Source organism: Gluconacetobacter brunescens, assembly GCF_048695475.1.
In the GTDB taxonomy this organism is placed as follows: Bacteria; Pseudomonadota; Alphaproteobacteria; order Acetobacterales; family Acetobacteraceae; genus Gluconacetobacter.
In genome coordinates this window covers 368,037-381,103 of the sequence record NZ_JBLHEN010000003.1, presented here as the reverse complement: position 1 = coordinate 381,103, position 13,067 = coordinate 368,037, and the positions used below count along the sequence as shown (strand labels likewise).

General features: G+C 65.5%; 13 protein-coding genes. 4 read left to right on the top strand and 9 right to left on the bottom strand.

Annotated elements, in window-relative coordinates:
• Nucleotides 1–11: 11 nt before the first annotated feature.
• The 3 genes from ACMAUO_RS19850 to ACMAUO_RS19840 all read right to left on the bottom strand — a co-directional run bounded on the left by ACMAUO_RS19850 (nt 12) and on the right by ACMAUO_RS19840 (nt 2,288).
• Complete coding sequence (locus tag ACMAUO_RS19850) at nt 12–821, bottom strand: transglutaminase-like domain-containing protein (protein ID WP_420358625.1); 810 nt, start codon at nt 819–821, stop codon at nt 12–14.
• A gap of 59 nt (nt 822–880) precedes the next feature.
• The gene (locus ACMAUO_RS19845; protein WP_420358624.1) at nt 881–1,240 is read right to left on the bottom strand and encodes a YidB family protein; all 360 of its coding nucleotides are present in this window, start codon (nt 1,238–1,240) and stop codon (nt 881–883) included.
• A 313-nt stretch (nt 1,241–1,553) separates the two neighbouring features.
• On the bottom strand, nt 1,554–2,288 hold the full coding sequence (locus ACMAUO_RS19840) for a DUF2076 domain-containing protein (protein ID WP_420358623.1): 735 nt from the start codon (nt 2,286–2,288) through the stop codon (nt 1,554–1,556).
• 183 nt (nt 2,289–2,471) lie between these two features.
• Between ACMAUO_RS19840 and ACMAUO_RS19835 the strand changes: the two genes are divergently transcribed.
• Entirely contained in the window at nt 2,472–3,344 is an 873-nt protein-coding gene (locus tag ACMAUO_RS19835) for a glycine--tRNA ligase subunit alpha (RefSeq protein WP_420358622.1), read from the top strand.
• Between the two features lie 3 nt (nt 3,345–3,347).
• Nucleotides 3,348–5,408, top strand: coding sequence for a glycine--tRNA ligase subunit beta (gene glyS, locus ACMAUO_RS19830; RefSeq protein WP_420358621.1), 2,061 nt, complete (start codon nt 3,348–3,350; stop codon nt 5,406–5,408).
• Between the two features lie 69 nt (nt 5,409–5,477).
• Here glyS and ACMAUO_RS19825 read toward each other — a convergent pair whose 3' ends face one another.
• From ACMAUO_RS19825 to ACMAUO_RS19800, 6 genes are all read right to left on the bottom strand, one after another.
• On the bottom strand, nt 5,478–5,891 hold the full coding sequence (locus ACMAUO_RS19825; protein WP_420358620.1) for a DUF3293 domain-containing protein: 414 nt from the start codon (nt 5,889–5,891) through the stop codon (nt 5,478–5,480).
• Nucleotides 5,888–7,039, bottom strand: coding sequence for a rod shape-determining protein RodA (gene rodA / locus ACMAUO_RS19820; protein WP_420358619.1), 1,152 nt, complete (start codon nt 7,037–7,039; stop codon nt 5,888–5,890). The genes ACMAUO_RS19825 and rodA overlap by 4 nt, the downstream gene beginning before the upstream one ends.
• 197 nt (nt 7,040–7,236) lie before the next feature.
• A complete protein-coding gene (gene mrdA / locus ACMAUO_RS19815; RefSeq protein ID WP_420358618.1) occupies nt 7,237–9,150 on the bottom strand; it encodes a penicillin-binding protein 2 in 1,914 nt (637 codons plus the stop codon).
• A 37-nt stretch (nt 9,151–9,187) separates the two neighbouring features.
• Nucleotides 9,188–9,751 (bottom strand): hypothetical protein, encoded by a 564-nt coding sequence (locus ACMAUO_RS19810; protein WP_420358617.1) that lies wholly within the window; start codon nt 9,749–9,751, stop codon nt 9,188–9,190.
• Nucleotides 9,752–9,763: 12 nt separating this feature from the next.
• Nucleotides 9,764–10,669 carry a rod shape-determining protein MreC gene (gene mreC / locus ACMAUO_RS19805; RefSeq protein WP_420358616.1) on the bottom strand — a complete coding sequence of 302 codons (906 nt, stop codon included), beginning with the start codon at nt 10,667–10,669 and terminating at the stop codon, nt 9,764–9,766.
• Nucleotides 10,670–10,763: 94 nt separating this feature from the next.
• Complete coding sequence (locus ACMAUO_RS19800) at nt 10,764–11,810, bottom strand: rod shape-determining protein (protein WP_420358615.1); 1,047 nt, start codon at nt 11,808–11,810, stop codon at nt 10,764–10,766.
• A 399-nt stretch (nt 11,811–12,209) separates the two neighbouring features.
• Between ACMAUO_RS19800 and ACMAUO_RS19795 the strand changes: the two genes are divergently transcribed.
• Nucleotides 12,210–12,476 (top strand): YMGG-like glycine zipper-containing protein, encoded by a 267-nt coding sequence (locus ACMAUO_RS19795; RefSeq protein ID WP_420358614.1) that lies wholly within the window; start codon nt 12,210–12,212, stop codon nt 12,474–12,476.
• Between the two features lie 128 nt (nt 12,477–12,604).
• A complete protein-coding gene (locus tag ACMAUO_RS19790; RefSeq protein ID WP_420358613.1) occupies nt 12,605–13,015 on the top strand; it encodes a YMGG-like glycine zipper-containing protein in 411 nt (136 codons plus the stop codon).
• Nucleotides 13,016–13,067: the final 52 nt, after the last annotated feature.

Below are 13,067 nucleotides of genomic sequence, written 5' to 3'. Positions count from 1 at the left end.
AAACCGGCCCCTCAGCCGATCTCCTCATACGTCGTCACGAAAAAGTTGGACAGAACCGCCGGCCCGAATGTCGTGGTCAGCGCCACGTCCGTCGCGTCACGCCCCCGTGCCATCACGATCCGTCCGATCCGGGGCATGTTGTGCCGTGCATCGAACGTGAACCACTGGCCTTCCAGCCAGACTTCGAACCACGCCGAGAAATCCATCGGATAATCGACCGGCGGAATCCCGATATCGCCCAGATAGCCGGTGCAGTAACGCGCGGGGATATTCATGCAGCGGCAGAGCGTCACCGCCAGATGGGCATAGTCGCGACACACGCCCACCCCTTCCTGATAGGCCTCATAGGCCGTACGGGTCGGGCGCGCCTGCTGGTAATCGAAATGAATATGCTGGTGCACGAACGAGACGATCGCCTGCACCCGTCCCCACCCCGGCGCCAGATGGCCGAACATCGACCAGGCGGTGGAGGACAGCAGATCGGTCTCGCAATACCGGCTGCCCATCAGGAACACCAGGCAATCCGCCGGCAGGTCCGCCACCGGCACTTCGCGCGCGCCGGGCATCCACCGGTCGGGCAGGCCGCTGTCGGCAATGACGAAGGACAGGCTGGTCCGCAATGTACCGACGGGCGCCACCACGCGGGTGCAGCGATTGCCGAACCCGTCGAGATAGCGCTGCGTGGGCACGGGCGGATCGAAGACCGGGGTCTGGGGGGTCATCAGGTCCGGCTCGCGATCCGGGTGGACCTCAAGCATCAGCACCATCGGTGTCGGGGCCTGAACCGTCAGGGCAATGTCATAACCGGCACGAATCAGCACGCCGTCTTCCCTTCCTGGCCGTCCCGACCACCCCGCCCGTACCCGTTCACGATGTCAAGTCAGTGTGGTTCGACCGCATGCGCCCGCTTGTAGATCACGATCGGCAACTGCTTCGCCAGGATCGTGACCACGGCGGGCACCGACAGACCGGTCTGTGCGGCGAAATGCTCCAGGTCAGGCGGCGCGATCAGGGTGCGCAGCATCTCCTCGGTCATGGGGCCGGCCTTGTCGTCGGCCTTCCAGCGCGCGACGATATCGCCATAGCCGGCGGCGGCCGCGCGCTCGGCAAAACCGTTTAGCCCATGTTCGCGCTTCACGCCGTCCAGATATTCGTGCATCGCGGTCACCAGGCCCGAATGATCGTAACGGGCCCCGGTCAGGAAATCGCCAAGTGTCGTTGCGGAATCGGTGATGGACATAGTGCCTCTCCATTCTCGAAACATTGTGGCCTGATACCCGCAACGCGACGGAAACCGCCCTGTTCCCATCCTCCCGAATGGTTGAGGATGAACACGGTCCCAAAACGGAAAAACCGGAGCCTTTCGGCTCCGGTTTCCCGCGGATGAGACGACACAGAGGAAATGGCCTTAGTGGCCGTTTTCTGAATAACACTCATTCATGTTTAATATCAATCGACCTCGCGGCAATGTGAGCAAAAGGAAGCTCTACCCCGAACATGAAAAAAGGCGGCCATTTCGGGCCGCCTTCCTTCATCGCCGAAACCGGCAGGGCTCAGAAATTGTCGTCGCCGCCACCGCCCCAGTCGCCGCCGCCGGCATCGCCACCACCGGCATCGAAACCCGGATCGACATCGGTCCCACCACCACCAAACGGATCGCCCCCCGGAGCACCCCCGTAATTGTTGTTGATGACCGTCTCGCCACCCATTCCGGCCCCACCGAAGCCCCCGCCGTCATGATGGCCGCTGAACAGGTCGGTCAGGGCGTTGCCCACCATCATGCCACCCGCAACGCCAGCCGCCGTCGTCAGCGCCGACCCGAGGAAGCCGGAGCCGCGCGCGGGAAACATCCCCGGCTGCATGCCCATGGGGTAAGCCTGCTGCGGCTGAGGCGGCGGCGGAGCCGCCTGCTGGCCCCAACCCGGCGGAGGCGCGCCCTGCGCGCGCTGGCCACCGCCGAACAGACCACCGAAAATGCCACCGCCACCGCCAGCGGGGCGCTGCTGCTGCGCCTGCAAGGCCTGCTGCGCCTGCTGAAGCTGCCACTGCAACTGCTGGATACGATTCTGCGCCGCCACCAGCGCCGCTTCCTGCACCACCGCCATCTGGGTCACGCGGTAGCGCGCCTCGGGATATTGCTGGAACATCTGGCCGATATACTGGTCGGCCTCCGGGTCGATCGGCGGCAGATTGGGCGTTGTCGCAGGAACGCTGCCGAAGCCCCCCTGCGGCGCGCCCCCCACCCGGGCGACGAACTTCGTGATCAGGTCGCGTTCTTCGGTATTCATCTTTCCGTCCTGTCTCCGACAAGAGTGCCAAGCATAGATGTGGCCCGCGTGCATGGATTTCGCAACCCCACCCTGCCCCGCCACGCGCCGCCTTTCGATCCGCGCCTCATGGCTGTATGGTGCGGCCCCTGTGCGTGCCGGATGGCATGCGTTTTCCATCGCTTACCCGGAGCATCCCCGTCCATGGTCCCGGCCTCCGCGCCTCGCCCCCTGTCCTTTCAGGACCTGATCCTGAAACTGCATCAGTTCTGGTCCGCACAGGGCTGCGCCATCCTGCAACCCTACGATACCGAGGTCGGGGCCGGTACGCTCTCGCCGCACACCACCCTGCGCGCGCTGGGCAAGCGGCCGTGGAAAGCCGCCTATGTCCAGCCCTGCCGCCGGCCCTCCGATGGACGATACGGGGAAAATCCGAACCGGCTGCAACATTACTACCAGTACCAGGTGCTTCTGAAGCCGACGCCCGAGGAAAGCCAGAAACTTCTGCTGGACAGCTATCGCGCCATCGGCATCGACCCGCTGGAACACGATATCCGCTTCGTCGAGGACGATTGGGAGAACCCCACGATCGGCGCCTGGGGACTGGGCTGGGAAGTCTGGTGCGACGGCATGGAGGTGACGCAGTTCACCTATTTCCAGCAGGTCGGCGGCATCCCCACCGTGCTGCCATCCACCGAACTGACCTATGGGCTGGAGCGGCTGGCGATGTATGTCCAGGGGGTCGAGAACGTCTACGACCTCGATTTCAATGGCCAGGGCCTGACCTATGGCGATGTTTTCCTGCGCGCCGAGCGGGACTATTCGCGCCATAATTTCGAACTGGCCGATACCGAGATGCTGCATCGCCATTTCATCGATGCCGAGCGCGAGGCCACGTCCCTCGCCGATGCCGGCATCGCCCAGCCCGCCTACGACCAGTGCCTGAAGGCCAGCCACCTGTTCAACCTGCTGGACGCGCGCGGCGTGATCAGCGTCAGCGAGCGCGCCTCTTATATCGGCCGCGTACGGGCCCTGGCCCGGCGCTGCTGCGACGCATGGCTGGCCGGCGAGGAATAAGTCATGCCCGAATTTCTGCTCGAACTGTTCTCCGAGGAAATCCCCGCGCGCATGCAGTCGCGCGGGGCGGACGACCTGCTGCGGCTGGTGACCGAGGCCCTGGCACCGCTGAACCCGCGCGATGCCACCGCCTTCGCCGGCCCGCGCCGCATTGCCCTGACGCTGACCCTGGACGGCACGGTACCGGGCACCACCATCGCCGAACGCGGCCCGCGCGAAGGCGCGCCCGAGAAGGCATTGGCCGGCTTCACCCGCAAGCACGGCGTCACCCAGGACGATCTGGTGCTGGAGAACGGTTTCTGGGTGCTGAACCGCACGGTCCCGCCGGTCGAGGCTGCAACTCGCATCGCCGAGATTCTGCCGCCTCTCCTGCGGCGTTTCCCCTGGCCCAAATCCATGCGCTGGGGCGAGGGCAGCGCCTTTACCTGGGTCCGGCCTTTGCGCCGCATCCTGTGCCTGCTGGATGGCGAGGTCGTCGATGTCACCCTGGCGGACGGCGAGGATGACGGCCACGGCCTGCGCGCCGACCGGCTGACCGAGGGCCACCGCTTCACCGCGCCCGGCGCCTTCGCCGTGACCGGCCCCGCCGATTGGCGCGAGAGCCTGCGCGCCCGGCAGGTTCTGGTCGATGCGGCGGAACGCCGCGCGCTGATCGAGGAAGGCACCGCCCGCCTGGCCGCCGAGGAAGGGCTGCGCATCGTCGCCGATCCGGGTCTGGTGGATGAAGTCGCGGGCCTGACCGAATGGCCGGTGCCCTTCCTGGGCCGGATCGACGACACCTTCATGGACCTGCCGCCCGAGGTCATGCAGGTGTCGATGCGCGTCAACCAGCGCTATTTCGCCTTGGTCCGTGATGACGGCTCCCCCGCCCCGCGCTTCGCCTTCGTCGCCAATCTTCAGCCGACGGACGGCGGTGCACTGACCATCGCAGGCAACGAACGGGTGCTGCGCGCGCGCTTCGCCGACGCCCGCCATTTCTGGGACCTGGACCGCGCCCGCCCCCTGGCCGGCCGGGTCGCGGCGCTGGATGCCATCGTCTTCCACGCCGCCCTGGGTAGCCAGGGCGAGCGCGTGCAACGCATCGTCCGTCTGGCCGGCCTGCTGGCTCCAATGGTGGGCGCCCCGGTCGCCGAAGCCGAACGCGCCGCGCTGCTGGCCAAGGCCGACCTGACCACCGGCATGGTGGGCGAGTTCCCCGAGCTTCAGGGCGTGATGGGCTCGTACTACGCCCGGCATGATGGCGAGCCCGCCAGCGTCGCCACCGCCATCGCCGAGCATTACATGCCGCGCGGCCAGAATGACGGTGTGCCGACAGCACCGGTCTCGATCGCAGTGGCACTGGCCGACAAGATCGACAGCCTGACCGCCTTCTTCGCCGCAGGCGAGAAGCCCGGCGGTTCGGGCGATCCCTACGCGCTCCGCCGCGCCGCCCTGGGCATCATCCGCATCATCCGCGAGAACGCGCTGCGGCTGGATCTGGTCCGGCTGTTCGTTCTGGCGGCCGATGCCCTGCCCGAGCCCCTGCGCGACGTACCCGACCTGGCCCTTCTGCCCGGTTTCGTCGCCGAGCGTCTGCGCGTGCAACTGCGCGCCGAGGGCGCCCGGCACGACATCCTGGCTGCGATTTCCAGCGGCAACGAGGACAGCGACATCACCCGCCTGCTGGCCCGCACCGACGCGCTGGCCGCCATGCTGGCCACCGATGACGGGCGAAACCTGCTGGCGGCCACCAAGCGCGCGGCCAACATCCTGCGGATCGAAGACCGCAAGGACGGCCCGCATGACGGCACGCCCGACCCGGCGCTGTACGAGCAGCCCGAGGAACGCGAACTGGCCAACATGCTTCTGGACGTCATTCCCGCCGTCGAGGCCGCGATCGCCAGTGAACGCTATACGGACGCAATGCGCGAGGCCGCCCGCCTGCGTCCGGTGCTGGACCGGTTCTTCGAAGCCGTTACGGTCAATGCCGACCGCACCGACCTACGCCTGAACCGGCTGCGCCTGCTGGCGGAGCTGCGGCGCATGACAGTGCTGATCGCGGATTTCAGCCAGATCGAGGGCTGAACCGCTCCCCACCCGGCCGCGTCGCCGGGTGGGGTCTTTCCGTTCTTTTTCTTCAGGAAAAGAACGGCTTCACCGATATCCCTCAAGAAACACCAATCGTCCGGGGCCTCCACCCCGCACGAGCAGAACAGCATTCTGCCCAAAACGCCGGGCAATCACCCGCCCGCGTGCCAACGGCATGCGCACGGCGAAGAGCGGCTCCGCCCACTGCCCCAGCCTGCCCTCGCCTTCATGGATTTCGCATCCCGCGAGCCAGCCAGCCAGTGCCCGCATCCGACGACGATTCCAGCCATCCGGCCGGCGACGGCCACCCGGATTGGCGGCACTGATAAAGATCACATCTCCCCGCCGCCACCATGCGGGCCCCCCGGGATCATCCGGCAGCGGGCGTTGCCCGACCCGCACCGCAATCCCGCCCGCTCGATACAGGCTGCGCCGATAGGCAAGCGCGGTCGCTGCATCAACCGGCCGCAGCCCGGTCACGTCCGATCCCCGCCCTCGCCGAAATTGTCGTTGCGATGCACCCAGGCGGACATCAGCAGACCGAAGCCGAACATCACCGTCAGCATGGCCGAACCCCCATACGAAATCAGCGGCAACGGCACGCCACCGACCGGGATCGTTCCCATCACCATCGACAGGTTGACCGCGCAATACAGGAAGAAATTGGTCGCGATTCCCAGCCCCAGCAACCGCCCGAACTGGTTGCGGCTTCGCATGGCAATCATCATGCCGCCGATCACCATCAGCATCAGCAGCCCGATTACTGTAATCCCGCCGACATAGCCCCATTCCTCGGCGATCATGGTGAAGATGAAGTCCGTCTGTTTTTCAGGCAGGAAGTTCAACTGGCCTTGCGTGCCGTGCAGATAACCCTGCCCCCACATGCCCCCCGAGCCGAGCGCAATCTTCGACTGAATGATGTTGTAACCCGCCCCCAGCGGATCGCTCTCGGGGTTGAGGAAGGTCGTGATACGTGCCTTCTGATAATCGTGCAGATGGCTGTAAGCGAGCTTGCCCAGAAAAGGCAGCGGCAGCAGCAGCAGCGCGATCTGCCACAGCCGCATTCCGGCGCCGAAGAAGATCGTGGCACCCACCACGCCAATGATCACGGCGGTACCCAGATTGGGTTCCTTCAGCACCAGTCCCACCGGCACCAGCACCATGGCAGCCGGCGGCAGCAGATACAGCGGATTGACCATGCGCCGGTAGCTGACACGATGGAACCAGGTCGCCAGCACCAGCACCAGCGCGATCTTGGCCAGTTCCGACGGCTGGAGCTGCACGCCGCCGATAACAAGCCATCGCTCCGCCCCCTTGCCGACATGCCCCATGCGCAGCACAGCAACCAGCAGCACCAGCGAAAAACCATAGAGCGGCCAGGCCAACCGCGTCAGCACACGGGGGCTCATCAGCGCCACGCAGACCATCATCACCAACCCAATGGCAAAGCGGATGGTCTGCGGTCCCGCGAACGGGCGCGACGACCCGCCGGCAGCGGAATAAAGCGCGCAGTACCCCACCATGGCCAATGCGCAGATCAGCAGCACATACAGCCAGTTGACCTGCCACAGCTTGGCCAGAATGCGGAAATTGGGTTCGGCGCGCAGAAGCCGTTTCTGGAAATTCATGCTCTCGATCCCGCGTCATGCCCGCGATGCCGCGCGGACGGCGGCCACACATGCGCGCCCGGTTCCCCCATGTCCAGAGCCTCGTGGATATGGCTAGAGCAGATCCTGTTTGAACGTGTGCGTTCGAACAGGTGAAGATGCTCGTAAAAACAATAAACTAGAGCATTTCTACCGAACCTGTGTTCGGTGGAAATGCTCTAGCCGAAGTCCTCGACTTCCGCGACCACCTGGCCCGGCGGTTCCTTACGGTTCGACGGGTCGCGGGTCAGCGTATCAGTCATGATATCGCGCGCCAGCGGGGCAGCAACCGCAGCGCCCGCATTGCCATGCTCCACCACAACCGCTGCCGCATAGCGCGGCGCGTCATAGGGTGCGAAACAGATGAACAACGCATGGGGCCGGTATTCCCACGGCAGCGAAGACGAATCGAAATGCCCGCTCTCGCGCAGGGCCCGCGAGACGTGGCGCACCTGTGCCGAACCGGTCTTGCCAGCCATCTGCACCCCAGGAATATCCAGGCGCGCCTTGGGAGCGGTGCCGTGCTCCTCGTTGACCACGGCGTACATGCCGGCCCGCAGCTGGTTCAGGAAAGGTTCCGGCATGTCCAGCGCCGGCCAATGGCCACTATCGGCACCGTCGCTCAATCGGCCGGAGACCGCGCGCACCAGATGCGGCTGTACCGCCCGTCCGCTGGCGATCCGCGAGACATAGGTCGCAAGCTGGAGCGGCGTCACCTGCACGAATCCCTGACCGATGCCGCTGACGATCGTATCGCCGCCATTCCAGTGCTGGCCGTGCGCCCGTCGCCATTCCGGCGTCGGGATCAGGCCGGGACGGGTATGCGGCAACTCGATATCCAGGTTCGTGCCCAACCCAAAACTGTGCGACGCGGCAGCAATCGCATCCATCCCGGTCCGCCGCGCCACTTCATAGAAGAACACGTCGCAGGAGAATTTCAGCCCTTCCTTGAGGGTCAGCGAGCCGTGACCATAACGCGACCAGCAATGGAACCGCGTCCCGCCAACATCGAGATAGCCGGGGCAGAAGATCCGATCGGTCGGCGACAGGGTGCCGGTTTTCAACGCCGCCATCGCCACCGCCGGCTTAAAGGTCGAGCCCGGCGGATAAACGCCGGCCACCGCCTTGTTGATCAGGGGCGTGCGCGGGTCGGTGGCCCATTCCTGCCATTGCGTCTGACTCACCCCGCTGTCGAACAACGACGGGTCGAACGAGGGGTTGCTGACCATGGCCAGCACTTCGCCATTGCGGCAATCCATCACCACCGCGCTGGCCGACTGGTCGGCAATCCGCCCCAGCACCGCCTGCTGCAAGCCCGAATCGATGGTCAGGGTGATTTCGTCGCCCGGCTGCCCCTCATCCCGCGACAGTTCGGACATCAGGCGCCCGACCGCGTTGACCTCCACTTCCACCGCACCGACCTGGCCGCGCAGCAGCCCGTCCTGCGTCTGTTCGATGCCGGAGCGCCCCACTCGCATGCCGGGGAGCGCCAACGTCTGGTCCTGCGCTACGTCCTTGTCGCCCGGCGGGGCGACATAGCCCACCACATGCGCCATCAGCGGCCCGAACGGATAATTCCGGGTGGTCCCGACATCGATCAGCACGCCCGGGAGCGAGGGCGCGTTCAACTCGATCCGCGCCATGTCGTCCCACGACAGGAAATCGTGCAGCATGACAGGAATGAAACGCCGCTTGTGCCGGATCTCCCGCTCGATGCGCGCCCTGTCCCTGGCCTCGATCGGCACGAGGGCGGAAAAGCGATCCAGCGTGCCCGGAATGTCGCTGGTTTCCTCGGGTAGCAGCAGGGCGCGCCAATTGACTTTGTTCGAGGCCACGGCAATCCCGAACCGGTCGACCACGCGCCCGCGCGGCGGGGCAATCAGGCGGCGGCTGACGCGATTATTCTCGGCCATGCGGGCGAAATGATCGCCCTCCAGGACCTGCAACCCATAGAGGCGCTGCCCCAGCAGGCCGAAAGCCGCCATCTGGGCCCCCAGCACGACCAGGGCGCGTCGCGTAAAGACCCCACGCGACGGCGTATCGGCATCGGGCCGCGACATCAGACGCTGCAAGGTTTTGCGCCGCCCGATCATCAGCCCATCCAGACCCGGACAAAATCGGAAACCGCCATCAGGCCCGATCCGGGTTGGCGATCGAACGCCCCAGAGTACTGAACATCACGCAGAGAAGCGGAAACAGGCCCACCCCGAGCACCCACTGAAATGCAAAGGCGATCACCGGCACCAGATGCAGCGACAGTGCGGAGATCAACGCCCATTGCAAAGCCGTCGCCCCCAGCGATACCCCGCCGAACACCAGCCACAGCACGAGGATATGCGCCCGCGAAAAGCCATAACGGCCCGACAGCGCCACCCCATGCACGAGCAGCACCACCAGAAGCACCACACCCGGCGGCCCGAACCCCAGCAGATCGACCAACATTCCCAGCAGGAATACGATGGGCGACGGCATCGAGGCCGGCCGGAACACCGACCAGAAGAAAACCGACGACAGCAGGATGCCCGGCAGCAGTTCGGCCTGCCCGGGCAGGCCGAATGGTGCGGATAGCAGCAGGACGGCCACCGCCGTCAGCGCGGCCGGCAGGCCGCGACGTGACAGCATGTCCAGCCGCCGCCACAGGCTGGGCCGGGGCTGGATGCCTGGTTGGAACTCTGGAGCCTGGTCGGGCGTCATCCATGCACACTCTCATCCACGGCCGAGTGGGGAGGGAAAGGGGAGTGAGAGGGAGTCGGCCGGGCGCCGCACCGGAATCCGCCCCGGCGCATCGGGGGGAATGACAGCGGAGCGCCCATAATCGAAGACCCGGACGATGTCGAGATGCCCCAGTGACGCGAAGGGAATAACGACCGGCTGGCCTGGACGAACATAATGGATCTGCCCGACGGGCAGACCCGGAGGCATTGTGTCGATCTCGCCATTGGTGACGACGCGCTCTCCCTCGATAGGGGGATTGTCCTGGGGGTAGTAGATAAGGCGAGGCGTACCCGAATTATCACCGGCCATTATAGCGGCCCCGTGACTGACTTCCAGTCTGACCGGTATGCGGCTGGACGCATCGGTGATCAGCAGGACACGCACCGACCGGCTGCCGATCTCGGTCACGCGCCCCGCCAGGCCGGAACCATCGAGCACGATCTCGTCCTTATGGATTCCGGCATCGACATTGGCTGCCACCAGCACGCTGCGCGCATACAGGCCGCTGGTATCACGAACGACCCGACCGGTCACGAAGGAGGGCGACGGATCGGGCATCCAGTGCAGGTTGGCCTTCAGGGCCGCGTTTTCATCCGCCAGTGCGGCCGCGACATCATACCAATGCCGGAGATTGGCATTTTCCGCACGCAGGCGCTGATTTTCGGCCTCGATCCGGCCCATGTCGCGCATACGACCCAGCAGAGTGCGCGCCTGTTCCTGCGGCCAGACAACCAGCCCGTACGCGGGGGCCAGGATATCGGCCAGCCCCATCCGCACCCGTTCGGTAAGGCTGCGATCCGCCTGCCCCAGCAGGATGATCCCCAGCGCCGCAACGATCAGAATCGGAAGAACCAGCCGCTCCAGCGCCTGACGCAAGGTGATGGACAGCGGAATCACGACGGATTCGCCGGGCTTCGTGCGTACCCGCGCCAGTCACACCCCTCATTATGCCGGACGTCCATCGCCTCGGCCCCCCGCGTTCCGCCCGCCGTCAGTACATGCTGGTCAGGACATTCTTCAAACGTTTCATCTCTTCCAGGGCGCGTCCAGTCCCCAGCGCCACGCAGGAGAGCGCATCCTCACCGACCGTGACCGGCAGGCCGGTGGCCCGGCGCAGCACGTCGTCCAGACGATAAAGCAACGCGCCGCCGCCGGTCAGGACGATGCCCTTGTCCACGATATCCGCCGACAATTCAGGCGGCGTGTTCTCCAGCGCCGTCGTCACCGCGTCGACGATCTGGCTGACGGGCTCGGCCAGGCTTTCGGCAATCTGCGCCTGCGACACCACCACCTCGCGCGGTACACCGTTGATCAGGTCGCGTCCCTTGACCTCGCGCCAGCCACCATCATCGTTTGGGTCGTCGGGCGGCAAGGCCGAACCCAGCTCAATCTTGATGCGCTCGGCCGAGCTTTCGCCGATCAGCAGATTATGATTGCGCCGGATGTAGGAGATAATAGCCTCGTCCATCTTGTCACCGCCGACGCGGGCGGAACGCGCATAGACAATTCCACCCAGCGAGATCACGGCAACCTCTGTGGTGCCACCACCGATATCGACGATCATGCTGCCCGAAGGCTCGGTCACCGGCAGGCCGGCACCGATCGCCGCAGCCATCGGTTCCTCGATCAGGAACACCTTGCGCGCGCCAGCGCTCTCCGCACTTTCCTGGATCGCCCGTCGCTCGACGGCCGTGGAACCGGACGGCACGCAGACGATGATCAACGGGCTGGCGAACATCCGTCGGTTATGCACCTTGCGGATGAAATGCTTGATCATTTCCTCCGCGACCTCGAAATCGGCAATCACACCGTCGCGCAGGGGCCGAATCGCCGTGATATTGCCCGGCGTGCGCCCGACCATTTGCTTGGCTTCCTCGCCGACCGCCAGCACCTGCTTTTTGCCGCGCACATCGGCGATGGCAACCACCGACGGTTCGTTCAGGACAACGCCGCGTCCCTTGACATAGACAAGGGTATTGGCCGTGCCGAGGTCGATGGCCATATCGGCCGACAATAGACCCAGCAGACGAGCAAACATCCAGAACTCCCGACAAACAAGCACAACACGGCGGCACATGATCCGAAATGAGCGACACACGACCTGCCGAACAGCAGTCCGTCGCGACGCCCCCCAATCAATCGGATCAGGCCGAGGGCTTACCGGGGCTACAGAACACGGGCAAGGCCCAGTCACATTAATTCGTGCTTTTCAGTCCGTCACCCTCTCCCGGCCATGAAAAAGAGACGGCCCGTTCCCATATCCCGTTCAGGCCGCCATTCCCCCCAGCGGGAAACAGCCGGCGAAAAAGCATCGGCCGCCTTTTTTTCGCCACCGGAACGCCCCGTCACGCACATGACCTGCATGGAAACTCAAAGCACCGGAAGACGATACCCCGTAGCTGGCGAATAGCGCGCCCTTTCGACAAGGAAGACGATCATGACGATCCGGACCCAAGCCTCTCTCCTTACCAGGACAGCCCTACTCGGCGCAGGACTTCTGGCGCTGGCGGGTTGCGGCAATCCATACGATCCCGGTGCGCGTGCCGGAACGGGCGCACTGATCGGCGCGGGTGGCGGCGCCGCGATCGGCGGGCTTGCGGGCGGTGGAAGCGGCGCCCTCATCGGCGCCCTCGGCGGCGGCGCGGTCGGTGCCGCCACAGGGGCGGCCACCACGCCCAATCCCCCGTCCCGGCGTAGATATTGAGCCGGATTTCTAATCCGCTGGCGACACTGCTTCCTCTCTCCATCTACCGACGATAGAGAGAGCGCGCGCGACCCGGCGCGCCCTGTGATACCCGTGGCCCCGTATGGTCCTTAAACCATGAGAATTCCATGAGCCCTTCCCGCACTCCCGCCCCTTCAACCCGCGCCTCCGTCCGCAAGACCGGTTTCCTGACATTGGGCGTCCTGGCCCTGTCGCTTGCGGCGTGCAGCAATCCATATGATCCCGGCCAGCGTGCGCTCGGCGGCGGCCTGATCGGCGCAGGCGGCGGCGCAGCGATCGGCGCACTGGCTGGCGGTGGGCCCGGGGCCGCGATCGGTGCGCTGGCCGGTGGCGCGGTCGGCGCGGCAACCGGTGCCGCCACCACGCCGAACCGGCCGCGACAATATTATTATCCGCAGCAGGGATACGCGGCCCCCGCCTACGGACAGTACGGACCATACGGGCAGCCATCCTATCCGCCGCCCGGCTATCCGCCGCCTCCGCCCCCGCCGCCACCTGCGGGCTATTACGACTACTGACCCGGCATGGACAGGGAACCGGCATAAAAAACGGGCCTTCCCGAGGGAGGGC